Annotated in this window: 22 protein-coding genes and 1 pseudogene; 5 read left to right on the forward strand and 18 right to left on the reverse strand. The window is 62.6% G+C overall.

The window, feature by feature from the left end; genetic code table 11:
* Nucleotides 1-100 precede the first annotated feature (100 nt).
* The 14 genes from QNJ43_RS00870 to QNJ43_RS00930 all read right to left on the reverse strand — a co-directional run bounded on the left by QNJ43_RS00870 (nucleotide 101) and on the right by QNJ43_RS00930 (nucleotide 14,898).
* Nucleotides 101-784, reverse strand: coding sequence for a protein-L-isoaspartate(D-aspartate) O-methyltransferase (locus QNJ43_RS00870; protein WP_300466618.1), 684 nt, complete (start codon nucleotides 782-784; stop codon nucleotides 101-103).
* A gap of 83 nt (nucleotides 785-867) precedes the next feature.
* Nucleotides 868-1,626: a 5'/3'-nucleotidase SurE gene (gene surE / locus QNJ43_RS00875; protein ID WP_300466620.1), complete on the reverse strand. Its 759-nt coding sequence runs from the start codon at nucleotides 1,624-1,626 to the stop codon at nucleotides 868-870.
* 46 nt (nucleotides 1,627-1,672) lie between these two features.
* Complete coding sequence (gene serS / locus QNJ43_RS00880; RefSeq protein ID WP_300466622.1) at nucleotides 1,673-2,953, reverse strand: serine--tRNA ligase; 1,281 nt, start codon at nucleotides 2,951-2,953, stop codon at nucleotides 1,673-1,675.
* A gap of 136 nt (nucleotides 2,954-3,089) precedes the next feature.
* Nucleotides 3,090-3,887: a twin-arginine translocase subunit TatC gene (gene tatC, locus QNJ43_RS00885; RefSeq protein ID WP_300466624.1), complete on the reverse strand. Its 798-nt coding sequence runs from the start codon at nucleotides 3,885-3,887 to the stop codon at nucleotides 3,090-3,092.
* The gene (tatB, locus tag QNJ43_RS00890; protein ID WP_300466626.1) at nucleotides 3,884-4,741 is read right to left on the reverse strand and encodes a Sec-independent protein translocase protein TatB; all 858 of its coding nucleotides are present in this window, start codon (nucleotides 4,739-4,741) and stop codon (nucleotides 3,884-3,886) included. Before tatB ends, tatC begins: the two co-directional genes overlap by 4 nt.
* 183 nt (nucleotides 4,742-4,924) lie before the next feature.
* Nucleotides 4,925-5,164: a twin-arginine translocase TatA/TatE family subunit gene (locus QNJ43_RS00895; protein WP_300466628.1), complete on the reverse strand. Its 240-nt coding sequence runs from the start codon at nucleotides 5,162-5,164 to the stop codon at nucleotides 4,925-4,927.
* A gap of 242 nt (nucleotides 5,165-5,406) precedes the next feature.
* Nucleotides 5,407-5,940, reverse strand: coding sequence for a hypothetical protein (locus tag QNJ43_RS26540; RefSeq protein ID WP_346432796.1), 534 nt, complete (start codon nucleotides 5,938-5,940; stop codon nucleotides 5,407-5,409).
* Between the two features lie 51 nt (nucleotides 5,941-5,991).
* Nucleotides 5,992-6,495, reverse strand: coding sequence for an ATP-binding cassette domain-containing protein (locus QNJ43_RS26545; protein WP_346432797.1), 504 nt, complete (start codon nucleotides 6,493-6,495; stop codon nucleotides 5,992-5,994).
* Nucleotides 6,496-6,520: 25 nt separating this feature from the next.
* Nucleotides 6,521-7,234 (reverse strand): SMC-Scp complex subunit ScpB, encoded by a 714-nt coding sequence (gene scpB, locus QNJ43_RS00905; protein ID WP_300467261.1) that lies wholly within the window; start codon nucleotides 7,232-7,234, stop codon nucleotides 6,521-6,523.
* Between the two features lie 52 nt (nucleotides 7,235-7,286).
* Nucleotides 7,287-8,165 (reverse strand): ScpA family protein, encoded by an 879-nt coding sequence (locus QNJ43_RS00910; protein ID WP_300466630.1) that lies wholly within the window; start codon nucleotides 8,163-8,165, stop codon nucleotides 7,287-7,289.
* Between the two features lie 48 nt (nucleotides 8,166-8,213).
* Nucleotides 8,214-9,146, reverse strand: coding sequence for a glycoside hydrolase family 3 N-terminal domain-containing protein (locus tag QNJ43_RS00915; protein ID WP_346432827.1), 933 nt, complete (start codon nucleotides 9,144-9,146; stop codon nucleotides 8,214-8,216).
* A 174-nt stretch (nucleotides 9,147-9,320) separates the two neighbouring features.
* Nucleotides 9,321-11,717, reverse strand: a complete 2,397-nt coding sequence (locus QNJ43_RS00920; protein WP_300466632.1) for an SPOR domain-containing protein — start codon at nucleotides 11,715-11,717, stop codon at nucleotides 9,321-9,323.
* A gap of 95 nt (nucleotides 11,718-11,812) precedes the next feature.
* The gene (argS, locus tag QNJ43_RS00925) at nucleotides 11,813-13,579 is read right to left on the reverse strand and encodes an arginine--tRNA ligase (protein WP_300466634.1); all 1,767 of its coding nucleotides are present in this window, start codon (nucleotides 13,577-13,579) and stop codon (nucleotides 11,813-11,815) included.
* 86 nt (nucleotides 13,580-13,665) lie between these two features.
* The gene (locus QNJ43_RS00930) at nucleotides 13,666-14,898 is read right to left on the reverse strand and encodes a deoxyguanosinetriphosphate triphosphohydrolase (RefSeq protein WP_300467265.1); all 1,233 of its coding nucleotides are present in this window, start codon (nucleotides 14,896-14,898) and stop codon (nucleotides 13,666-13,668) included.
* A 262-nt stretch (nucleotides 14,899-15,160) separates the two neighbouring features.
* Here QNJ43_RS00930 and erpA point away from each other — a divergent pair, with 262 nt between their 5' ends.
* The 3 genes from erpA to QNJ43_RS00945 all read left to right on the forward strand — a co-directional run bounded on the left by erpA (nucleotide 15,161) and on the right by QNJ43_RS00945 (nucleotide 17,298).
* A complete protein-coding gene (gene erpA / locus QNJ43_RS00935) occupies nucleotides 15,161-15,520 on the forward strand; it encodes an iron-sulfur cluster insertion protein ErpA (RefSeq protein WP_300466636.1) in 360 nt (119 codons plus the stop codon).
* 90 nt (nucleotides 15,521-15,610) lie between these two features.
* Nucleotides 15,611-16,396 (forward strand): exodeoxyribonuclease III, encoded by a 786-nt coding sequence (gene xth, locus QNJ43_RS00940; protein ID WP_300466638.1) that lies wholly within the window; start codon nucleotides 15,611-15,613, stop codon nucleotides 16,394-16,396.
* Nucleotides 16,397-16,587: 191 nt separating this feature from the next.
* Nucleotides 16,588-17,298, forward strand: a complete 711-nt coding sequence (locus tag QNJ43_RS00945; RefSeq protein WP_300466640.1) for an enoyl-CoA hydratase-related protein — start codon at nucleotides 16,588-16,590, stop codon at nucleotides 17,296-17,298.
* A gap of 167 nt (nucleotides 17,299-17,465) precedes the next feature.
* Here the strand turns inward: QNJ43_RS00945 and QNJ43_RS00950 are convergent, their stop codons facing one another.
* The 3 genes from QNJ43_RS00950 to QNJ43_RS00960 all read right to left on the reverse strand — a co-directional run bounded on the left by QNJ43_RS00950 (nucleotide 17,466) and on the right by QNJ43_RS00960 (nucleotide 19,891).
* Nucleotides 17,466-18,143 carry a DnaA/Hda family protein gene (locus QNJ43_RS00950; RefSeq protein WP_300466642.1) on the reverse strand — a complete coding sequence of 226 codons (678 nt, stop codon included), beginning with the start codon at nucleotides 18,141-18,143 and terminating at the stop codon, nucleotides 17,466-17,468.
* A gap of 81 nt (nucleotides 18,144-18,224) precedes the next feature.
* Complete coding sequence (locus QNJ43_RS00955; protein ID WP_300466644.1) at nucleotides 18,225-19,304, reverse strand: AI-2E family transporter; 1,080 nt, start codon at nucleotides 19,302-19,304, stop codon at nucleotides 18,225-18,227.
* Nucleotides 19,301-19,891, reverse strand: coding sequence for a CDP-alcohol phosphatidyltransferase family protein (locus QNJ43_RS00960; RefSeq protein WP_300466646.1), 591 nt, complete (start codon nucleotides 19,889-19,891; stop codon nucleotides 19,301-19,303). The genes QNJ43_RS00955 and QNJ43_RS00960 overlap by 4 nt, the downstream gene beginning before the upstream one ends.
* A gap of 256 nt (nucleotides 19,892-20,147) precedes the next feature.
* On the opposite strand from QNJ43_RS00960, the gene purM reads away from it, so the two are divergent.
* Both purM and purN read left to right on the forward strand, forming a co-directional pair.
* Nucleotides 20,148-21,221 (forward strand): phosphoribosylformylglycinamidine cyclo-ligase, encoded by a 1,074-nt coding sequence (gene purM, locus QNJ43_RS00965; protein ID WP_300466648.1) that lies wholly within the window; start codon nucleotides 20,148-20,150, stop codon nucleotides 21,219-21,221.
* Nucleotides 21,218-21,874 (forward strand): annotated as a pseudogene (purN, locus tag QNJ43_RS00970) (phosphoribosylglycinamide formyltransferase). Before purM ends, purN begins: the two are co-directional and overlap by 4 nt.
* A 143-nt stretch (nucleotides 21,875-22,017) precedes the next feature.
* Here purN and QNJ43_RS00975 read toward each other — a convergent pair.
* Nucleotides 22,018-22,434 (reverse strand): GNAT family N-acetyltransferase, encoded by a 417-nt coding sequence (locus QNJ43_RS00975; protein WP_300466650.1) that lies wholly within the window; start codon nucleotides 22,432-22,434, stop codon nucleotides 22,018-22,020.
* Nucleotides 22,435-22,550: the final 116 nt, after the last annotated feature.

Here is a 22,550-nt window from a genome sequence, read left to right on the forward strand (position 1 = left end):
AGCGTTCAGGGGACAAAGTCTGGCCGCATTCGACAGGCCCGACACAGCCCGCCCGATTTTCCGTCCGATTACAGGAAGTTATATAAACGCCGCTCGCACCCTAGAGGCGCGTGGCCAGTCCCTCAGCCAAAGGCACGAGGCGAACCGGGCCGAGATCATCCTGCTTGCCGTCGGCGGTCAGGCGCATCAGCCGTTGTTCCGCACCCGCCGGGCCGATCGGCGCGACAAGCGTTCCACCCTCGTCCAGATTGTCCATCAGCGCGCGGGGAAGCGTCGCGACCGAACCGGACAACAGGATACGGTCGAACCGCTCCACTTCGTCGTCGTCCTTGCCCTTGAGCCCGGCCAACCCGTCGGCGTGACGGATCTCCACATTCGTGAGCTTCAAGGTGACGAACCGCTGGTGCGCGAGATCGACCAGCGTGCGGTAGCGCTCCAGCGTCACTACCTCGTTGACCATCTGCCCGAGAACCACCGCCTGATAACCGGATCCGGACCCGACATGGAGAACGCGATGTTCCGGTTTCAACTCCAGCGCCTCGATCATCCGCGCCATGACGGAGGGCGCGGGCGTCGTCTGACCGCATTCGATGGGAAGCTGGGTATCGACATAGGCGAGCGTGTGCTGGCGCGCCGACAGGAACAGGCGACGCGGCACGCGCTCGATCGCGCTCAGCAGGCGCGTGTCACGAATCCCGCGCGAGCGCAGGTCGAGGATCAGGCCGAGGCAGGCTTCGCGTTCCATCTCGCTGCGCAGCGGAGCATCGTCATCGGCATCGCTCATAGCATGTGCCCGTTCCCCAAAACCGACCAGCGACCGGTCCGCATCAGCAGGCACGCGCCCCGGTTGTCGGCGTCACACAATCATTATGCAAAAAAATCGCTGAGATCGCTCATACTTCCGTGATCGGTGAGATCGAGGCCCAGCGGGGTCACGGAAATCTTGTTGGCGTAGATAGCATGAAGATCCATGCCAGCAACCGGTTCCTGCCAATGACGGTGGAACGCGATCCAGAAATAGGGATTGCCGCGCCCGTCAAACCGCTCATCGACATAGAGCTGCTCGGCGTTGCGGCGGCCCTGAACGGTGACCTCGATACCGGCCACGTCTTCCGGAGCACAGTCGGGGAAGTTGATGTTGTAGAACTTGCCCGTGGGATGCGGGCGTTCCAGCAACCGGCGCAGAAGATCGGGATCGTGGTGCTCGGCCATCTCGAACGGCGCCTGGTTCTTGTTGACGATGCCGTAGGTCTGGGACAGCGCCACGGAGCGGATGCCGAGGAACGTACCCTCCATCGCACCAGCCACGGTGCCGGAATAGGTAACGTCGTCGGCGAGGTTCTGGCCGCGATTGACGCCGGAAATCACCAGATCCGGCGCCTCCTTCATGATGTGCTTCACGCCCATGATGACGCAATCGGTCGGCATGCCGCGCACAGCGAACCGGTTGGAACCGAGATCGCGCAACCGTAGCCGATCATTGAGGAACAGCGAATGCGCCACACCGCTCTGATCCGTCTCCGGAGCGACGACCCACACCTCGTCGGTGAGGGTCCTTGCGATCCATTCGGCCACCTTCAGGCCGGGAGCATGAATGCCGTCATCGTTGGTGGCCAGAATTCGCATTGTCTCTTCCCCAAACCGTTCAGTTCACTGCTCAGTTCCGGGCAGCTTACTTCTTGCCGATCACCTCAACACCGCCCATCAGCGGCCGCAGGACCTCCGGAATGGTCACGGAGCCGACGGCGTTCTGATAATTCTCCACCACCGCGATCAACGCGCGGCCGACTGCAAGGCCGGAGCCGTTCAGCGTGTGGACGAATTGCAGCCCCTTCTCGCCCGAAGGCCGGTACCGGGCATTCATCCGCCGTGCCTGGAAATCGCCGCAAACCGAGCAGGACGAAATCTCGCGATAGGTTCCCTGCCCCGGCAGCCAGACCTCGATATCGTAGGTCTTGCGCGCTCCGAAGCCCATGTCGCCGGTGCACAGCGTCACCACTCGATAATGCAGCCCGAGATGTTTCAGAACCTCTTCGGCACACGACAGCATGCGCTCGTGTTCGGCAATCGATTCGTTGGGCTTGGTGACGGAAACAAGCTCGCATTTCAGGAACTGGTGCTGGCGCAGGATACCGCGCACGTCGCGCCCGGCCGCCCCCGCCTCGGAACGGAAGCAGTAGGTCAACGCCGTCACCCGCATCGGCAGCACGGCCTCGTCGAGGATTTCCTCGCGCACCAGATTGGTCAGCGGCACTTCCGCCGTCGGAATCAGCCAGCGACCGTCGATCGTGTGGAACAGATCCTCAGAGAATTTCGGCAACTGCGCGGTGCCGTAAAGCGGCTCGTCGCGCACCAGAAGCGGCGGAGAGACTTCCTCGTAGCCGTGCTCGCGGGTCTGCAGGTTGATCATGAACTGACCAAGCGCACGCTCTAGCGCGGCCAGCTCGCCGCGAAGAACCGCAAACCGGGCGCCGGACAGCTTCGCCGCACGCTCGAAATCGAACTCGTCCGCAAGTCCGGCGATCTCGAAGTGTTCCTTCGGCTCGAAGTCGAAGCTGGGCTTTTCGCCGTGGAAATGATGGACGACATTGTCGTTCTCATCCGCGCCCACCGGCACATATTCGAGCGGCAGGTTCGGGATGACCTCAAGCGCATGTTCCAGCGCCTCATCGAGCTTGCGCGCCTCGTCTTCACCCGACTGGATGAAGGACTTGATCTCGGCAACCTCGTCGATGAGCGCCTTGGCCTTTTCCTCATCGCCAGACCCCTTGGCCTTGCCGATCTCCTTGGAGGCGGCGTTGCGACGCTCCTGGGCTTCCTGCAGGCAGGTAACATGGGCGCGGCGTGCGTCGTCGAGGTCGATCAGACGCTGGGCGGCGGGCTCGGCACCTCGGGTTTGGAGCGCACGATCGAGCACTTCCGGATTGGCGCGGATCCACTTGATATCGAGCATAGGTCTGTTCCGGGATCAGTTCCGGTTAAGAATGGGCCCGCAGACAGGCGCGGGACTGACGAGACACGACCCGAGGCGGAACAAGGCTCAGAGCCGCAGCACCGGAACCTCGCGACAAAGAAACAAGGCGCGATCGTCAGGCCGCGTCGCGTTCCGCCAAAGCCTCCTCACGGCGACGTTCGACGAACTTCACGGCGAGGATGGAGAACTCGTAGAGGAGCAAGGTCGGGATCGCAAGGCCGATCTGGCTGATCGGATCGGGCGGGGTCAGAACCGCGGCCATGATGAAGGTGATCACCACCGCCCATTTGTGCTTCTGCTTCAGCGTATCGGAATTGACCAGATCGGCGCGCGCCAGCAGCGTCAGGATCACCGGCAACTGGAAGACGAAACCGAAGGCTAAGATCAGAATCATGATCAGTCCGAGATATTCGCTGACCTTGGGCAGGTGCTTGATCACCGCTTGCGTCGCGGTTCCCGTCTGCTCCATCGACAGGAAGAAGGTCATCGCCATGGGCATGACCAGGAAATAGACGAGGCACGCACCGATCGCGAAGAGGATGGGCGTGGCGAAGAGATAGGACAGGAACGCCCCGCGCTCGTTCTTGTAGAGGCCGGGAGCGACGAACATGTAGACCTGCGTCGCAATCACCGGAAAAGCCAGGAACAACGCACCGAAAAGCGCCAGCTTCAACTGGGTGAAGAAATATTCCTGCGGCGCCGTGTAGATCAGCTCCAGCGGGTGCTGCGGCCCGGCCGCCCACTCATAGGGGCGGATCAGGATGTTGAAGATGTCCGACGCGAAATAGATGCAGATGAAGAACGCGATCAGGATCGCGATCACCGACTTGATCAGCCGCAAACGCAGCTCGATCAGGTGTTCGATCAGCGGAGCCTTGGACGCCTCGACCTCGTCCATATCCTCATTGGTCATGACGTGCTCCCGGCATCAGACGTATCGCCGGCAGCGGGGGGCGTCGCAGACTTGGCCGCCGCAGACTTGGCTTTGGTTGTTTTCGTTTTGGATGCTCCCGCCGCCGGTTTCTTGGCAGCGCTCTTGGACGCGGTAGACTTTGCCGCCTCGGAGCGGGTCGATTTCGTCGTACCCAACTTGGTTGAAGACGATTTGCTAGTGCCCGCCTTCGATGTGCTCGCCTTCGACACGCCCTCCTTGGCGGTGGAAGACTTGGAGGAGGCTGACCGAGTCGTGCGGGATTTCGCGATGCCCGCCGCTTTCGTCGCCCCAGCCGCTTTCGTCCCTGTGGACTTGGCGCGGGTCGTCTTCGACCCCGTCGTTTTCGCGGCCGTAGTCTTCTTTGGCGTTGATGTGGACGAATTCGCAGAAGAAGCCGCCGGAGATGCCGTGGTCACGGGATCCTGCGTTGTGGCCGGAGCAGCGGGTTTCTCCGGCTCACTCGGCTTGGCCGTGGCCTTGTCTTCAACTGACTTCGTTTCGGCGGGCTTGCTGTCGACATCGAGGCGGGAATTGATGTCCTTGGCCAGCTCATCCCCGGCCTTCTTCACCGGCTCGACCAACTTCTTGATGTCGCCGAGCGGATCGAAATTGCCGACGGCCTCGACCTGCTTGCGCATGTCGTCGATATCGGCCTGCCTCTCCGCCTCTTTCACGGCGTCATTGAACGTGGACTGGAATTCGTTCGCCATGCGCCTCAGCTTGCCGACGATCTGACCGAAGGTGCGCAGCATCCGCGGCAAATCCTTCGGCCCCACCACGATAATCGCAATGGCGGCAACAACGAGAAGTTCAGTCCAGCCAACATCGAACATAGACGGTCATTCCTATCGGAATCCGATCAACATACGCGCGCTCGCCCAAAACGACCTACCATTGGGGCGGATCGAAGGCGCGTCCCGTCCCGGCGCGCGCGCCTGTCTGGTCACAGCGACGGAACTTGGAGGGCGGAAAACTCCGCCCACCGGCATTTCAAGACGACATCAAACCGTTCGACATCAGCTCGAGGTCTTGGAGTGATCTTCCGCCTTCTCCTGAAGCGAGACCGCATCCGAGGCCTGATGGTCGATGGTCTTGTTGGCGGACTTCATCTCGTCTTCGTCTTCTTCCGCCATGACTTTCTTGAAGCTTTTGATCCCCTTGGCAACATCCCCCATCAGATCGGAGATACGGCCCCGACCGAACAAGAGGACCGCCACCACGGCGATGATCAAAATCTGCCAGACACTCAAACCCATCTCAAAACTCCCGCTGGTACGGCGATCGCATCTTCCCCCGATAGACAATCGCCTGTGCTCTCACAGCACTTAAGGGGTCAAGCGAAAAGTCGCAACTGATTTCCACCCTGCAACCGCTACCACTTTCCGACGAAACCGCGAGTGCGCTTCGAACGAACGGTAAGGGGAGCAGGCCCGCTGGCTATTCCTCACCCGAGCGGGCAAAGACCAGCACATCATCCAGATCGACCGCGAGCGCGACGTCATCCCCTGAAGCCGAGACCGGCTCGCACCCGGCTTTTGAGCGGCCATGATAGCCCGTCCACCGCGATATCGAGTTGATCCGCCTCATCCAGGAAATGGCGACGCACGACGCGTCCGGCGACACCGGCCTCGCCCTGCCCGCTCGCCCGCAAAGCCTGCGGACGCAGACACGCGGTAGCCGCCTCCCCTTCGCCCAGATCGAGAGCGCCGAGGGGCCCCAGAGGCGTTTCAACCGCGCCGTTGCGCGCGATCCCCTGCAACTCTTTCAATTCGGAGAAGAACCGCGCGTTCAATTCGGAGAAGAACCGCGCGGCGAAGATATCGACCGGATCGTTGTAGAGCGTATCGGCGGTGCCAAGCTGAATAAGCCGTCCGCCCCGCATCAACACAATCCGGTCGCCCATGCGCAAGGCCTCTTCCCGGTCGTGGGTGACGACGATGCAGGTCGCGCGCGTCTCGCGCCGAACTGCCATCGTCTCGTCGCGCACGCTGTCGCGAAGGCGCCGGTCGAGCCCGGAAAACGGCTCATCCATCAACAAAACCGACGGATGCGGCGCGATCGCGCGCGCAAGAGCGACGCGTTGCTACTCGCCGCCGCAAAGCGCATGCGGATAGTCGCGCGCATAGCTCTTCAGTCCGCCCCGTTCCAGCGCGTGCAACGCCTCGCGCTCCACCTCCGCCGCAGGCAGCGCCGTCAGGCCGAAACGCACATTGTCGAGAATGGAGAGATGGGGAAAAAGCGCATAATCCTGAAACATCAGGCTGATGCCGCGCCACCCCGGCGACAGGAAAACATCCGGCTCCGCGATTTCCCGACCGTTGATCAGCACCCGCCCCGACCGCTGATGCTCCACCCCGGCGGCAATTCTCAACAGGGTCGTCTTGCCGCACCCGGAATGACCGAGCAGACACAGGACTTCACCGGGATCCACCGTCAACGAGACGTCGCGAACCGATGCAACGCCCTCATAGGCGTGCGAAACCGACTCAAAAGCCAGCCGTGCGGCAATCGCCGCGCCTGCCGTGCCACGCTCCCCCCATCGATCCCCGGATCGATCCGACCTCATGTCGTGTGACCTTGCGTCCATTTCCGCTCCGGCGGTTCTTGTTGTCTTAACGCTCTGTGGTGCCTTCGTCGTCGCCCGCGTCCTCCCCAGGACCATTCCCGGCAGCGACAGGCTCGTCCTCTTCCAGATCGGCAAACATGTCGCCAGTTTCAAGTGGATCCTCGTCGTCCTTGAGATCCTCGTTGTCGTCCGGTGCGGGCACCATGAAGTCGATCGGCACGGCACTGTCAAGTAACCCCGCCCCGCGAAGCTCCTCAAGTCCCGGCAGATCGCGGACTTCCGCGAGGCCGAAATGGTCGAGGAAGGCTTCCGTCGTGCCGTAGGTCACCGGACGTCCCGGCGTGCGCCGCCGTCCGCGCATACGGATCCAGCCAGCTTCCAGCAACACGTCGAGCGTGCCCTTGGAGGTAGAAACGCCGCGCACCTCCTCGATTTCCGCGCGCGTCACCGGCTGGTGATAGGCGATGATGGCCAGGGTTTCCAGCGCCGCGCGCGAGAGTTTCTTATGTTCCGTCGCTTCCCTACGCAGCAGGAAGGCCAGATCGTCCGCCGTGCGGAAGGCCCATTTGCCCGCAACATGCACCAGATTGACCCCACGCCCAGCATAGGCCTGCTGCAATTCCGAAATGAGCGCCGAGATATCGCGCCCCTCCGGCAGACGCGCGGCCAGTTCCGCCTCACCCAACGGCTCGGCGCTGGCAAAAAGCAGCGCTTCCAGAATGCGCAATTCGTAACGATGCTCTGCCGAAGGCAGGCTCATCACATTGCCGCCACGTGCGCGTTCCGCGTTCTCGTCGCCGTCGTGCTCGGTATCACTCATCATTGTCTTCCGTGACAGGACCTTCTTGCGGGGTCTCGGGGGCCGTCTCAACCGTTTCCGGGACCGCTTCATCTTCCGGTGCCGGAGTGGCGCCGGGACGCCAGCGAATGTAGAGCGGGGCGAAGGGGTTCGACTGGCTCAGTTCCATCTTGCCCTCGCGCACCAGCTCAAGGCTTGCGGAAAAGGCGCTGGCCAATACGCTCACCCGCTCCTGCGGATCGGCCATATAGGCGATGAGATAGCTGTCGATCGGCGCCCAGTCGGCCGCAGCTCCCACAAGCCGGATGAGGATGGTGCGCGCATCCGCCAGCGACCAGACCGTCCGCCCTCCGACCTGCATCGACGTCACCGAATTGCGCTGGCGCTGCGAGGCATAGGCCATCAGGAGATCGTAGATGATCGCGTCCCATTCGCTGCGCCGGACCACGGCCACAGTTTCTGGCGCGCCGCGCGGAAAAACATCCCGGCCCAGCCGGTTGCGGTTCATCAGACGCGCGACCACGTCCCGCATCGCCTCCAGTCTGCGCAGCCGGAAGGCCAGCGCTGCCGCCAGTTCCTCACCGGTCGGTTCGTCGTCGTCCTTCTGCTCGGGCAGCAGCAGACGTGATTTCAGATAGGCAAGCCAGGCCGCCATCACCAGATAGTCGGCGGCCAGTTCTAGGCGCAGCTTGCGCGCCTCGTTGACGAAGGACAGATACTGCTCGACCAGAGCCAGAATGGAGATATGGGTGAGATCGACCTTCTGGTTGCGCGCCAGCGCCAGCAGCAGATCGAGCGGGCCTTCATAACCGTCGACATCGACGACCAGCGCCGGGCCGATCGGTTCCCGAACCTCGTGCAGGAGCAATTCGAAAGGCTCTTCGTCGGCCATCGTATTTCCCTCAAGCTCACCGCTCTGCCTCGTTTGCAGGACCACACCCTAGCGGTCCGCAAGACGCGCGAGCAATGCGCGCAACTCCTCCCGTGCGGCCTGTTCGTCGAGAGGTTTCGGCTCGGACCGCGCATCGAGCGCTGCTTTCGCACGCCTTAGCGGCGCGCCGGTCAGTTCCGGGGAGCGGGCCGCGACTTCCGTCATTTCGGCCATGTCCCCGTTGCAATGCAAGGCCAGATCGCACCCCGCATCGAACGCGACCTGTGCCCGGTCTCCAAGCGCCCCCGCAAGCGCCTGCATGGAGAGATCGTCGCTCATCAGGCATCCGTCAAAACCGATGATGCCGCGAATGACGTCGTCGATCATCCGTTTCGAGGTCGTCGCCGGGTTGAGCGCGTCATAGGCGGTGTAGACCACATGCGCCGTCATCGCCAGAGGAAGGCCCGACAGACGGCGGAAAGGCTCGAAATCGACCGCTTCCAGATCCACGGCCGGAGTATCGACCCGCGGCAATTCCAGATAGCTGTCGGCTCCTGCCCACCCCCTGCCCCGGCACATGCTTGGCGACCGGCAGAACGCCGCCCACAGCCAGACCTTCGGCCACAGCCCCGCCAGCGTCACCACCGTCTCGACATCTTCGCCATAGGCCCTGTCGCCGATCACGTCATGGCCGCTCTTGGCGGGCACATCGAGAACCGGCAGGCAATCGACCGTGATGCCGAGAGCATGGAGATCATGCGCGATCAGCCGGACACCGAGCCAAGCGGCCCGCTTGCCCGCTTGCGCATCGACCGCGAACAGTTGGCCGTAGTGTCGGCCCGGCGGATAGGAGGACCAGTGCGGCGGCTTCAGGCGCTGGACGCGCCCGCCTTCCTGATCGATCAGCACCGGAGCATCGGCGTAGCCGACCGCATCGCGAAACGCAGCGACCAGATCGGCAACCTGGGCCGGTTCGGACACATTGTGGCCAAACAGGATCAGGCCCTACGGCCGTTCATTTGCAAAAAAAGCCCGCTCGTCTGCACTGAGGCGAAGCTGCGCGCAGCCCGTTATGAAAGCCTTCGTCATCACACTTCCCACAGACAGACAGACGGATGAGCAAGGACGCGACGAGGATATCCCCGCACGCGCCCCACTTCCGATTTGATTGCCAAACTAGCGAATATACCGGACGAAACAGTCGCCGCCCGCCGTTTTCAACCGCGAGCAAAGGTCGTCGGCTTCCGCCTGATCGCCCGCCACAATCCGCACCCGGTAGAAGGTGCCGCGATCGCCAAGATCGACGCTCGGATAGACGGCCTGCAAGTTGCCGAGAATGGACGGGAACCGCCACTGCATCGAGGCATAAGCCGCCTGCGCCTGCTCAAGCGTGCGCTGGGAGGAGATCTGGACCACGTAGGATCCGGCAGGAACGGCAGCGGTAGAGGCTGTCGAGGCCGCAAGACGCGGGCTTGCAGCCGGCTGCGCGGCGTTTCCGCCCGTCAGATCGAGAGGACCGGTGCGCTGGATCGGCGCGTCGTAGACAGGTGTCGCCGCCGCCACGCGCGTTTCCGGGGCATCGGGCTTGGGACGCGGCATCAGGGTCACGACATCGCCCGTCGCGGCCTCGCCATTCTCCGCAGTCCGCTCCGGCGTCATCGGCACGCGCGCTTCCGCCGTGTCCTGCGTATCGGTGGAGGTCGCAGCCCCCACTTCATTGGCGGGACGCGTGGCAACGGTGCGGATATTCGCATTCGCGCCCGGCATGGCCTGAGGCGTCGTGTCGAGGGTCGGCGCGGTGGCGGCCTGCGGCGCATCCGCCGTAGCCGAGGAGCCCGGCAGATCGGACGCGGCGATGATCGTTCCATCCGGCCGCACCACAACCGTGCGCACCCGCTTGGGCTGCGCCGGTGTGCTGGAGCCAACATTCTCGCCGGTCACGGACCTCGGAGAGCCGTCATCGATCGTGGGAACGCTGGAGATGGGCTCTTCCTCGCGCGGCACCAGTTGCTCATCGCGCGGCTCGACCCCGGCAACCCGGTCATAGATCGACTTGCTCGGCGTCGGCTCGCTCGAAGCTGCCTTCGGTTCCGGAAACACCTTGAAGGGCCCCTTCGCCGCGGTAATCCGCACCGGAGGACCGCTCGGGCCATCACCACCGAAGAGTCCGCCAATCGCAAAGGCGCCGCCGCCGATGATGACGACCGTCGCCACAGCAACCGCCACGATCATGCCGCGACGCTTCGGCTCGGCCTGCGGTGCAGCGCGCTTCTCCACCGCCGGATGTTCCGGCAGGACATCCTGAGCAACGCGAGCGGACTCGGCCTCGTCCGCCTCGAAAATGTCGTTGAGTTCGATACCGCCGTCATCGACGGGCCGCTCGTAACCCGGCACCGCCCGCTCCACACGCGGTTCGTCATAATTCTGCGCAGCTTGCGCCGGTTCGGCAGACGGCCACTGCATGTCGTCCGGATCGAACCGCGGTTCGACATAGTTCTGCGCGACGCGCGGCTCCGGGCTTGCAGCAGGAGCCTCGGGAGCACGGATCGGGGTCGGCTCCACATAGACGTCCGACTCGACGGAATAGCTTTCCTGCCCATAGGAGGGCGCGAAATCCTGATCGAAGGATCCGCGCAGCACTCCGCCCTGAACCGGAGAGACGACGTCTTCGGGCTCTGGCGCAGCAGGTTCCTGAGGCTGCGGAGCAACGGGCTCTTGCGAAGAGTCGCTCGAATAATCTTCGGAATAGCCGCCCAGCGCGGAGAAGTCTTCAGGCGAGGCATAGCCCTGGGGCTGCGAATAATCGCTCGGCTGAGGATTGCCGAAAGAAGCGCGGCGCAGCTCTTCCTGAACGGCCGCCTCCAGCGCCTCGACCGCCGCATCCGCATAGCTGGCGGACTCATCGACGGCGGCACTGCCCTGCGGCGATATCGGTTCGATATAGGGCTCCGGTTCCGGCTCGGACGCACGACGGGGCGGCTGAACGGGTCCCGGGGCATAGTCCGGCTCGGACGCCGAATAGGCCATCGGATTGAATCTTCCGCCCAGCGACACGTTGTGATGCGTCGGCTGTGCGGGCTCCGGAACTCGCGCGGCGCGCGCTTCGGAGGCAAGAATGGAATGCGCGGGAATGTTGTCGGGCGGCATGTGCGGCGTGGCGCGCGGCAACGGATGCGTGACGCGCGATGCGGCGCTCGCAGGCTGTCGGGCCCGCGGCTGCTGCTGCACTGGCTGAGGCTCGGACTGAGCTGCCGCCGGCTGCGTGGGATAGGACGGAGCAAGCTCGGCCATCAGCTCCGCTTCAAGACCGGAGCCGAAATCCTCGGGCAAGCTGTATTCCTGCAGTTCGGACAACTCTTCGGGGGCCGCCTCGCCCTGGGGCTGCGGCACATCCTCGTAAGGAGAGGTCACGGAAGGGGTGTGTGCGGACTCGCTGACGATACGCGCGAGTTCGACGAGCGGATCCTCGACATAAGCCGACTGGGGGCTCGGTCGGTTATCGGCCTGAGCCTGATCCGCATAATGTTCGTCCGCTTCGCTGTGGGTGAACGTGGGCGTTTTTATGTCGGACATGGACGAGCGCTAGACTTTCATTACCCGCAGGGCACTCTACACTTGCCGGGAGAGACTCACCACCGCTGGATCCGGCACCGACATTATGTCGGCTATCAAAGCATTTCGTCCGGTGCATCCACACCGAGAACTGACAAACCCGAAGCCAAAACTGTCGCAATCGAGCGCACCAGCGCCAATCGCGACCGGGACAAATCTAAACCTTCAACGTTAATAAAGCGTAATTTAGGCGAATCCTTGCCTTTATTCCAATGCGCATGCAACGCGCTGGCCAATTCATTCAGATAAAATGCCAGTCGATGCGGCTCACGCGCCGCCGCCGCCGAATCGACGATTCGCGGCCACTCCGCCATTTTGGCGATGAGATACAGCTCGCCGCGATCATCGAGCTTCGAAAAATCGGCCTCCATCAAGGCCTTGTTCGACAGATCGAGATCAGGCAGCTCCGCCGCCGCCTGCCGGAAGACCGACATGCAGCGCGCATGGGCGTACTGGACATAGAAGACGGGGTTGTCCTTGGACTGTTCCGTCACCTTGGCGAAGTCGAAATCAAGCGGCGCGTCGTTCTTGCGATAGAGCATCATGAAGCGCACCGGATCCTGGCCGACCTCGTCCACCACCTCGCGCAGCGTGATGAAATCGCCCGAACGCTTCGACATACGCACCGGCTCGCCGTCGCGGAACAGCTTCACGAGCTGGCAAAGCCGCACGATGACCTTCGCCTCGCCGCCTGAAATCGCCCGCCCGACAGCCTCAAGCCGCTTGACGTAACCGCCGTGGTCGGCGCCCAGCACATAGATCATCTGCTTGAAGTCGCGCAGATACTTGGAGCGAAAATAGGCAACGTCAGCGGCGAAGTAGGTGTAGGGTCCGTCCGATTTCTTCAGCGGACGATCGATGTCGTCGCCGTAATCGGTGGCGCGGAACAGCGTCTGCTCGCGATCTTCCCAGTCTTCCGGCAACTGGCCCTTCGGCGGTGGCAGGCTTCCCTCGTAGACAAGGCCGCGCGTGCGCAACTCGTCGAGCATGGCGTCGATTTCCGACGGCGCACCGTCCTTGCGCTGATGCAGCGTGCGCTCGGAATAGAAAACGTCGTGACGCACGTTAAGCGTCTGCAGGTCGTCGCGGATCATATCCATCATCGCGTCGATGGAGAAGTTGCGGACGACCGGCATCCAATCGTCTTCATCCATCTTCAGGAGCTTGTCGCCATGCGCCTCGGCCAGCGCCTTGCCGACCAGCACCAGATAGTCGCCGGGATAAAGCCCGCTCGGGATCTCGCCGATTTCCTCGCCCAGCGTCTCGCGATAGCGCAGGAAGGTGGACCGGGCGAGCACGTCGATCTGAACGCCCGCATCATTGATGTAATATTCGCGGGTCACGTCGTACCCGACAAAGGCCAGCAGGCTCGCCAGCGCATCGCCCACCACCGCGCCGCGGCAATGCCCCACATGCATCGGCCCAGTCGGATTGGCGGACACGTATTCCACGTTGACCTTGACGCCCGCCCCACGCGAGCTGCGGCCGTAGCCCTGCCCCTCGTCAAGAACTTTCGCGAGAAGTCCCGTCCAATAGCTTGATTTCAGACGCAGATTGACAAAACCCGGACCGGCGATCTCGACCGTCTCCACATCCGCGTCGGCCTTCAGCCCTTCCGCGATCAGTTCAGCCAGATCGCGCGGCTTGCGGCGCGCGGGCTTGGCGAGCACGAGTGCGGCGTTGGTGGCCAGATCACCATGAGCCGGATCGCGTGGCGGCTCCACCACGAGACGCGCCAGATCGGCGTCGCTCAGATCGGCGGCAAAATCCAGACCACGCACGATGGCGCGGACCCGTTCGGCGAATTCGGCAAAGACGTTCATCGGACCAACTGTTCATGTGGCGGCGGCGGGCATGGGACCCGTGCACAAAAGCCGGTGACGCGTTGCCGCGTTCCGGCCGCGCTCGCCTATCGCAATTCCGGGGTATCGTCAAACAATCGGCTATGTTCATCGATGGCGTAGCGATCCGTCATGCCGGCGATGTAGTCGCAAACACGGCGGTGAACCGTTGTTGACGTGGCATCGTCCAGGTCGTCGGCCCACTCATCCGGCATCTCGTGCGGATAGGTGAGGAAGCCATCATAAAGGTCGCGAACGACCTTGGCCACCAGTTTGCGAACGGCGAGCACGTCCTCGTGCCGGTACATGTGCTCGAACAGGAACGTCTTGATCCCGACCTCCGCCGCCGCCATGGCGGGCGAAAAACCGATGACCGCCCCCTTGGCCGCGCGGATATCTTCCGCCGACAACAGTCTCAGCTCCTGAATCCGCGCCTGCGCCTCGCCGATCACGTCCTCCACCATGCGGGTGATAGCCCGACGCACCAGCTCGTGAATGCGCCGCGGCGTCTCAAGTCCCGGATAGCGATTGTCGACCTCGGCCAGGATCTCATCCCACAAAGGCACGTCCTTCAAGTGCTCGAGCCGGAAGAGACCGGCGCGCAGCCCGTCGTCGAGATCGTGCGAGTCATAGGCGATATCGTCGGCGATCGCGGCCGCCTGCGCCTCTGCGGACGGCCAGGACCACAGCATCAGCCCGTCATGGGCGGGATAGTCGAGGATGACCTGCGGCAGACCGTGCTCGGCATACTTACCGATGCCGTTGCCCGCCCGGTCCGTCAGCGGACCGTTGTGCTTGACGAGGCCTTCCAGCGTCTCCCAGGCGAGATTGAGACCGTCGAATTCGGCGTAGCGGCGTTCCAGCTTGGTGACGATCCTCAGGCTCTGGGAATTGTGGTCAAACCCGCCGAAATCCGCCATGCAGGCATCCAGCACATCCTCGCCCTCGTGGCCGAAGGGCGTGTGGCCGAGATCGTGAGCCAGCGCCAGGGCTTCGGCCAGATCCTCATCGAGCCGCAGCGCGCGGGCGATGGAGCGCGCAATCTGCGACACCTCGATGGAATGGGTCAGCCGCGTGCGGAAATGATCGCCCTCGTGATAGACGAAGACCTGCGTCTTGTGCTTAAGGCGGCGAAAGGCGGTGGAATGGATGATCCGGTCACGGTCGCGCTGATAGGGCGTGCGGGTTGGACTGTCTGGCTCGGGCTTCAGCCGTCCGCGGCTGTGTCCGGGGTTGATGGCATAAGGTGCACGCTCCTGCGAACCGAACCCGAGTTCCGCACGTGCCAAACGCACCGTCATCTCATTCACTCCATCAATCCCGGGTCAACCCCGTGGCACGATGGCACCGCCCTTTTTGAACACGCCCGCCTGCCCTAATATTGTCGGCAAACGGCGCCCCTTCGGCGATGCTGTGTTGCGATGCCTGTCCGAATATCCGGCAAAGGCACCGCCCCGTGGGGAGGCCGAGTCTGCAACGTCGCGGATTTCCTAGCATGCCCGCCCGCGCAAGCGTAAGGGCCAGCGGCAGCCGGGGGCCCGACAATCGCACGGAAACGATGACATGACTGTTGCCGCCGATATCGACCACGCTGAGACCGCTTCCGTAACCCTGAGCGACCGCGCCGCAAAGCGCGTCGCCGCGATCCTCTCCAAGGAAGCAGACGGCACGATGCTGCGCATCTCCGTCGAAGGTGGCGGATGTTCGGGCTTCCAGTACGTCTACGAACTGGTGACGACCACGGCCGACGACGATCTCGTTTTGAAGAAGGCCGGTGCGACCGTGCTGATCGATTCGGTCTCGCTGCCCTACATGGAAGGCTCCGTCATCGATTTCGTCGACGATCTGATGGGTCAGGCGTTCAAGATCGACAACCCGAACGCGGTTGCCACCTGCGGCTGCGGCACGAGTTTTTCCGTCTAGCGATCCGTTTTTTTTCAATCCGGCGGGAACGGTGCCCTCCCCGAATCCGCCGGTCCGTGCTAAGTCCGTCGCGAACAGCGGATGGACCCCATGAAGATCGCCACCTGGAACATCAACGGCGTCAAGGCACGCATCGACACGGCTCTGGCCTGGCTCAAGGAAGCCGAGCCGGACGTGGCCTGCCTGCAGGAAATCAAGTCGGTCGACGAGAACTTCCCCAGAGAGGCCTTCGAGAAGCTCGGCTACAACATCGAGACGCACGGCCAGAAGGGGTTCAACGGCGTCGCCCTCCTGTCGCGCCATCCCTTCGATGAAGTGACCGCCCGCCTGCCCAACGACGAAGAGGACGAACAGACCCGCTATCTGGAGGGCGTGATTTCCGTCCCCTCCGGCGTCATCCGCGTCGCCAGCCTCTACCTGCCCAACGGCAACCCAGTGGACAGCCCGAAATTTCCCTACAAGCTCGGCTGGATGGAGCGGCTGGAACGCCATGCCCGCAAGCTCCTGCAGGAGGAAGAGCCCTTCGTGCTCGCCGGCGATTACAACGTGATCCCCGAGCCCGAGGACGCCCGTCATCCCGAAATCTGGGAGGGCGATGCGCTCTACCGGCCGGAAACGCGCCGCGCGTTCCGGTCGCTGAAGAATCTCGGCCTGACCGATGCGCTGCGCGCCTGTCACGCGGACGAGCGGTTCACCTTCTGGGACTATCAGGCAGGCGCCTGGCAGAAGAATATCGGCATCCGCATCGACCACCTGCTGCTCTCGCCCCAGGCGGCCGGCCGACTGCGCGGATGCGAGATCGATGCGCATGTGCGCGGCTGGGAAAAGCCGTCCGATCACGTTCCCATCTGGATCGATCTCGACATGGAAGCCTGATCGCCCCCGGCGACAGGTCCCCACGAGGCTTTTTGCTGCCGTCAGGACCGGTTATCCGGTCTCGTTTACATTTCGCAACGGCAAGTTGACGGGAGAGCAACCATTCGACAATACAGATATTTACCCCTGTTCTATTTATCAATTCACGCGTTAGATTTTTCAACGTAACCAAATTGTTCCGGGGGGAATACATGACGGTTCGTATCGACAAGACCGACGCGGTCACCACCATCACCATCGACAGGCCGGAGGCGCGCAATGCGATCGATCCGACCACGGCCGATGCGCTCTACGATGCCTTCCTGGCTTTCGAGAACGACAACGACGCGCGCGTGGCGGTGCTCACCGGATCCGAAGGTATTTTCTGCGCCGGATTCGACCTCAAGACGGCCAGCGAGCTTGCGGGTGAACGCCGACCGCTCGGCGAATTCGATATTCCGCCGGGCTGGAACGGCAAGCGCGAGACAGCCCCACGCGGACCGATGAGCCCGACCCATCTTTTCCTCGAAAAACCGATGATCGCCGCCATTGCCGGACCGGCCGTTGCCGGCGGCATGGAACTCGCCCTGATGGCGGATGCGGGTGATGGAGGAAAGCTCCTACATGGGCGTTTTCTGCCGCCGCTGAGGCGTTCCGCTGATCGACGGCGGCACGGCCCGCCTGCCCCGCCTCGTCGGCATGGGCCGGGCGATGGACCTGATCCTGACCGGGCGCAAGGCGGGGGCGAAGGAATGCGGCGAGATCGATCTGGCCGAGCGCATCGTTACGGATGGCGCCGCCCTTTCCACTGCTCAGGCGCTTGCCGCCGAAATTGCACTTTTCCCGCCCGAATGCGTGCGCGCAGACCTTCGCGCCACCCAGCTCGGATGGGGCCAGCCGATCCATTCCGCATTGCAGATTGAATGGAAGAGCCGTCAGATTCTTGAACGCGAAAGCATCGCCGGTGCGACCCGATTTATCGAGAGCGCAGAGCGAAGCAGCAATTTCAAGACGATCTAGGGGGTGAGCACGGCCGGAGGGCGGAGTGAGGACGACAAAGCTCACATTAGCCCTTCGGCTTGCGGATACCTTACCCTTCGTGCCCCAGCACGGTCGCGGCCATCGGGCGGGTAATCCGGCGGCGGGCGGCCAGCGCCTCACGGTCGAGCGTCGCCACGATGCGGTTTGCCGCCTCAAGCGAACGCTCCATCCGGACCACCAGATATTCGATTACCGGCAGATCCACCGATAGCTGGCGATCGGCGAAAAGCTTCACCAGCAGGCGACGCAAGAGATCGTCGTCCGGCTCCGCCACCTCCACAGGCGTTGCAAGGCGCAGGCGCGAGGCGAGATCGGGCAAGGTGAGGTTCCACGCCGCAGGCCATGTGCGCGAGGTGATCAGCACCTGACGCGAGGCATCGCGCGCGGCGTTGAGCAGATGGAACAACGCTTCCTCGTCGAGCCCGCCATGGGCGTCTTCCACCGCCACGGGCCCGTCGCGCACGACGGCCAGCATATCCTGCGAGCCGAGGCTGGAGGCCGGGATAATCTGCGCGCCGGAGGACTGGCGCCAGATGGAGACGAGATGCGTCTTGCCCGCTCCCACGGGCCCCGCCAACAACACGAAATCGGACGGCCAATCGGGCCACGACGTGATCAGATCGAACGCCGCGCGATTGCAGTCACCGACCAGAAAATCGTCACGCCCAAGCGCGGCCTCATACGGCAGCTCCAGCGGCAACTGGCGCGGCGTCCCACCCTCGCTCATTCCACATCCTCTATACTTGTCTTGTGCTGCCGTTTCGCCTTGAGCGGCATGGCGGACAAATCTTGCAAAAGCAAGGCACCGTCACCCATCGTGCTCGCTATCCCCTGCCGGACTTCGCGGATTGACACCGTAGTAGAACGAACTGGTGAGATACTGCTCGAGCCCGAAACGGGCAAGCACACCGATTGCCGCCGACACCGGCACCGCGACCATCATGCCGACGAAGCCGAACAGATAACCGAAGGCGAAGAGCGCGAACATCAGCCAGACCGGGTGGAGCCCCACCCGATCGCCGATGAGAATCGGGATGTTGCCTTCCAGGAACTGACCGGCGGCAAAGACCGCCAGAACGATGAAAATTATGTACCAATCGGGCCAGAACTGCACCAGCGCCACGCCAAGCGACATGAGGAACCCGGTAGTCGCCCCGATATAGGGAATGAAGCTGATGAGCCCCGCGCCGATGCCGATCAGCAACCCGAACTTCAACCCGACGACCGCCAACCCCACAGCATAGAACGTGCCGAGGATGAGACACACGCTGACCTGACCGCGGACAAACCCAGCCACCGCGGTATCGATCTGTCCGACAAGCTTGTGAATGAGGTCGCAGTGTTCCAGAGATAGCCAGCTGCCGGCCTTGGCGATCATCCGGTCCCAATCGAGCAGCAGGTAGAAGGCGACGACCGGGGTGACCAGGAATAGCGCCATGATCGACATCAGCGCCTGTCCGCCGCTCCAGATCGATTTAAGCAGATTGCCGAGCCAGCCCGCCCCCTGGGTCATCAGGTTGCCGAGCGACGTTTTCAACTCATCCGTCCCGAACCCGGTCACGCGCCGCAACTGATCGCCGACATGCTCAACGATAAGGGTCTGAAGCTGGGAGACATAATCCGGCAGCGCCGCGATCAAGCTGGCGAGCTGATTGCCGAGAACCGGCAACAGCAGCACCAGAACCAGCAGAAACAGCAGCAGGATGGTGATCGTCGCCCACAGCCGGTTCATGCCGATGGCTTCCAGCCGATCGGCCACCGGATCGAGCACATAGGCAAGCGCCATGCCGGCGACGAATGGCAGCAGGATCGGCGAAAACACCCACAGAGACAGGATCATCGCGCAAAGGGCAATCATCCAGAACGTGATCCGGCGCTGCAGCGTCATTCATTCGTCCCTTCGCGTATGCCGTCCTTGCCCGTTTCACGAGCTCGGTTCTTCTCGGTCACCGCCATGTGAGCGAACCAGTCCACCACATAGCTTGCAGCGGATACGATGGTCGTCAACGCGACGGCGTAGACCAATAGAAGACGCAATCCCCCGGTGGAAAGTTCCAATCCGGCTTCCGCCAGAACGATTGCCGCCAGCATGATCTGTACCATTGTATTGGCCTTGGAGACCATCAATGGATGCATCGGGACCGGCCGCCCCATGCCCCACGACAGGATCACGCCGCCGACGATGAGAATATCACGGCTGATCACCACGATGACCAGCCAGACCGGCAGCGCGCCGATCAGCCCCAGGCTGAGATAGATGGAAACAAGCAGAGCCTTGTCGGCAATCGGATCGAGATAGGCGCCGAGTTCCGAATAAAGGGCGAAACGGCGGGCGATGATCCCATCGGCCGCATCGCTCAGTCCGGCGACGACGAAAAGCCAGAACGCGACGGCGTCCTCGCCGGAAACGATCATCGTGACGATGACCGGCACCAGGAGAAGGCGCAGAACCGAAATCAGGTTCGGCAGGGTCATGACGTCTCACTCCCAACGCTTGGCACCCGATCGCCGAAGAACCGCAATACAGTTCCGAATGAAATTGGTGGTAATTCTGCCCTTACGAAAAGACAAGGAGCTTTCGTGCCCGATGATGCGAACGGGCGCTCGGAGAGTCCTCTCCACCCGCCTTTTTTCCCTAATCCGCGGCACGCAGTCCTCTTCGCGTTTGACTTACCTGCCCCCAACTGATTTGAAGGCGGCAGAATTTTTCTGAATTCGGAAAGCGCACTCCATGAGCGATACTTCGTCCGCCAGCGGCGGGCTGACTTACGTGGGCGCGGGCGTCGATATCGATGCGGGCAACGCGCTGGTGAAACGCATCAAGCCGATGGTCAAGGCAACCGCGCGCGCCGGCGCCAACAGCGACATCGGCGGCTTCGGCGGACTGTTCGACCTGAAGGCCGCAGGCTTCACCGATCCGGTGCTGGTGGCGGCCAATGACGGCGTCGGCACCAAGCTGAAAGTCGCCATCGACACCGGCATTCACGACACCGTCGGCATCGATCTCGTTGCCATGTGCGTCAACGATCTGGTCGTCCAGGGCGCAGAACCGCTGTTCTTCCTCGACTATTTCGCGACCAGCGCGCTCGACGTGGAGGCGGCGGCGACCGTCGTCGTCGGCATCGCGGAAGGCTGCCGCATTGCCGGCGCCGCGCTGATCGGCGGCGAGACGGCCGAAATGCCGGGCATGTACGCCAAGGGCGACTACGATATGGCGGGCTTTACCGTGGGAGCGGTGGAGCGCGGCACGCTCCTGCCGCGGGCCGACGTCATGCCGGGCGACGTGGTGCTGGGCCTCGCGTCTGCGGGCGTTCATTCCAACGGCTTTTCGCTGGTGCGCCGCATTGTCGAGCGCTCCGGTCTCGACTGGGATGCTCCGGCGCCCTTCGACGAGCGTGTGAGCCTCGGCCGTGCGCTGCTCGCCCCGACACGGATCTACGTCAAGCCGCTGCTGGCGACATTGAAGGAAAGCTCGGGCATCAAGGCGCTGGCGCACATCACCGGCGGCGGACTGCCGGAAAACCTGCCGCGCGTGCTGCCCGATACCTGCGCCGCCCATATAGACCTGTCCGCCATCGCCTGCCCGCCCGTCTTCGACTGGCTGGCCAAGACCGGCGGCGTGGAACAGTCGGAGATGCTGCGCACCTTCAACTGCGGCGTCGGCATGGTGATGGTGGTTGCGGCGGAAGACGCCAACGAGGTCACCGAGATCCTCACCCGTCAGGGCGAGAACATGGCGCGTCTCGGCTTCATCGAGCACCGGGTGGCGGATTACGTCGTCTTTGACGGTACGCTTTCGGCATGACAACACGCAAACGTATCGGCGTCCTGATTTCAGGACGTGGTTCCAACATGTCGGCGCTCATCGAAGCGTCCAAGAACAAAGTCTATCCTCCTGAAATCGATCTTGTTCTGTCCAACAGACCGGAAGCTGAGGGACTACCGCACGCAAGCGCCGCAGGCGTTCGCACCAAGGTGGTCGACCACAAGCCCTTCGGAGATGACCGCGAGGCTTTCGAACGTGCGCTCGACGCCGCCTTGCGCGAGCACGACATCGAGATCGCCTGTCTTGCGGGCTTCATGCGCTTGCTGACGTCGTGGTTCGTGGATGCATGGGCAGGGCCCGGATGATCAACATTCATCCGGCACTCCTGCCCGCCTTCAAGGGCCTCAACACCCATGCCCGCGCTCTGGAAACCGGTGTGAAGCTGCACGGCGCCACCGCCCACTTCGTCACCAACGACATGGATTCCGGCCCGATCATCGCGCAAGGGGCTGTTCCCGTCCTGGAGAGCGACGATGCGGAGAAGCTGGCGGCACGCGTTCTGGCCGTGGAGCATGCGCTTTACCCGCACAGCCCTGAACCTGATCGCCTCCGGCCGAGCACGGCTGGAAAACGGGCGCGTGGTGATGAATTCCGTCACCGCCGTGCCCACACTGCTGATCTGGCCGGTGTAAGAACGTCCCTCGCCTGGGACAGGACCTTTAAACAGGCGCGACCTCGATGGCAGTTTTCACTAACATCGGACTTTCGGCAACATTCGGACCATATCCGGTTCGGACATTACCGTTGCCTGCGAACTAAATTGTCGCTTGTCGGATTATTCCAAATCATACGCCATGTGTAGCAATTTTCGTCCCGGAATGGAATTAGACAGGACTGAGCCTATCGTCCGAAGGTCAAGAGCTTGGTAGAATGGAGCCGCGGCTGGATCAGCATCGAGCCTGATTGAATTCAAGCCTTTGTCTTTCGCGTTCTTCACAAGTGTCTGCCATAGCTGAAGGCCAACTCCCTTTCGTTTCCACGCAGGATCAACGAAAAGCACGCAAGCCTCACCAGACAATCCGCTTGCATCAACCTCAAGCCCGATGATCCCGCAAATTTCTTCCACTTCTGCAACCCAGTATTCTCTCGCAAAGAAGTGATCTTCGCGGATGGCAAGTTCCTCCCGACAGGCCTCCATAAAGTCATCGTCATAGCCGTTAGACTGCTTTGAGCGCATCACAAGTTCGGTCAAGACGCGGGCCTCGTCAGGCCGTGCCTTTCTGGTTTGCATATTCATCTGCGCAGATCCACCCGACTACACCTTCCTCAAAGGAAGCCTGAACACCCAACTGCCACAATGTCCGAGAA

This window comes from Breoghania sp., assembly GCF_030066895.1.
Classification (GTDB): domain Bacteria; phylum Pseudomonadota; class Alphaproteobacteria; order Rhizobiales; family Stappiaceae; genus Breoghania.

What these genes read in the sequence shown, in the direction of transcription:
- QNJ43_RS00870 (WP_300466618.1), bottom strand. Translation starts at nt 784, where the DNA reads ATGAGCGATGCCGATGACGATGCTCCGCTGCGCAGCGAGATGGAACGC.
- surE (WP_300466620.1), bottom strand. Translation starts at nt 1,626, where the DNA reads ATGCGAATTCTGGCCACCAACGATGACGGCATTCATGCTCCCGGCCTG.
- serS (WP_300466622.1), bottom strand. Translation starts at nt 2,953, where the DNA reads ATGCTCGATATCAAGTGGATCCGCGCCAATCCGGAAGTGCTCGATCGT.
- tatC (WP_300466624.1), bottom strand. Translation starts at nt 3,887, where the DNA reads ATGACCAATGAGGATATGGACGAGGTCGAGGCGTCCAAGGCTCCGCTG.
- tatB (WP_300466626.1), bottom strand. Translation starts at nt 4,741, where the DNA reads ATGTTCGATGTTGGCTGGACTGAACTTCTCGTTGTTGCCGCCATTGCG.
- QNJ43_RS00895 (WP_300466628.1), bottom strand. Translation starts at nt 5,164, where the DNA reads ATGGGTTTGAGTGTCTGGCAGATTTTGATCATCGCCGTGGTGGCGGTC.
- QNJ43_RS26540 (WP_346432796.1), bottom strand. Translation starts at nt 5,940, where the DNA reads ATGGATGAGCCGTTTTCCGGGCTCGACCGGCGCCTTCGCGACAGCGTG.
- QNJ43_RS26545 (WP_346432797.1), bottom strand. Translation starts at nt 6,495, where the DNA reads ATGGACGCAAGGTCACACGACATGAGGTCGGATCGATCCGGGGATCGA.
- scpB (WP_300467261.1), bottom strand. Translation starts at nt 7,234, where the DNA reads ATGAGCCTGCCTTCGGCAGAGCATCGTTACGAATTGCGCATTCTGGAA.
- QNJ43_RS00910 (WP_300466630.1), bottom strand. Translation starts at nt 8,165, where the DNA reads ATGGCCGACGAAGAGCCTTTCGAATTGCTCCTGCACGAGGTTCGGGAA.
- QNJ43_RS00920 (WP_300466632.1), bottom strand. Translation starts at nt 11,717, where the DNA reads ATGTCCGACATAAAAACGCCCACGTTCACCCACAGCGAAGCGGACGAA.
- argS (WP_300466634.1), bottom strand. Translation starts at nt 13,579, where the DNA reads ATGAACGTCTTTGCCGAATTCGCCGAACGGGTCCGCGCCATCGTGCGT.
- QNJ43_RS00930 (WP_300467265.1), bottom strand. Translation starts at nt 14,898, where the DNA reads ATGACGGTGCGTTTGGCACGTGCGGAACTCGGGTTCGGTTCGCAGGAG.
- erpA (WP_300466636.1), top strand. Translation starts at nt 15,161, where the DNA reads ATGACTGTTGCCGCCGATATCGACCACGCTGAGACCGCTTCCGTAACC.
- xth (WP_300466638.1), top strand. Translation starts at nt 15,611, where the DNA reads ATGAAGATCGCCACCTGGAACATCAACGGCGTCAAGGCACGCATCGAC.
- QNJ43_RS00945 (WP_300466640.1), top strand. Translation starts at nt 16,588, where the DNA reads ATGACGGTTCGTATCGACAAGACCGACGCGGTCACCACCATCACCATC.
- QNJ43_RS00950 (WP_300466642.1), bottom strand. Translation starts at nt 18,143, where the DNA reads ATGAGCGAGGGTGGGACGCCGCGCCAGTTGCCGCTGGAGCTGCCGTAT.
- QNJ43_RS00955 (WP_300466644.1), bottom strand. Translation starts at nt 19,304, where the DNA reads ATGACGCTGCAGCGCCGGATCACGTTCTGGATGATTGCCCTTTGCGCG.
- QNJ43_RS00960 (WP_300466646.1), bottom strand. Translation starts at nt 19,891, where the DNA reads ATGACCCTGCCGAACCTGATTTCGGTTCTGCGCCTTCTCCTGGTGCCG.
- purM (WP_300466648.1), top strand. Translation starts at nt 20,148, where the DNA reads ATGAGCGATACTTCGTCCGCCAGCGGCGGGCTGACTTACGTGGGCGCG.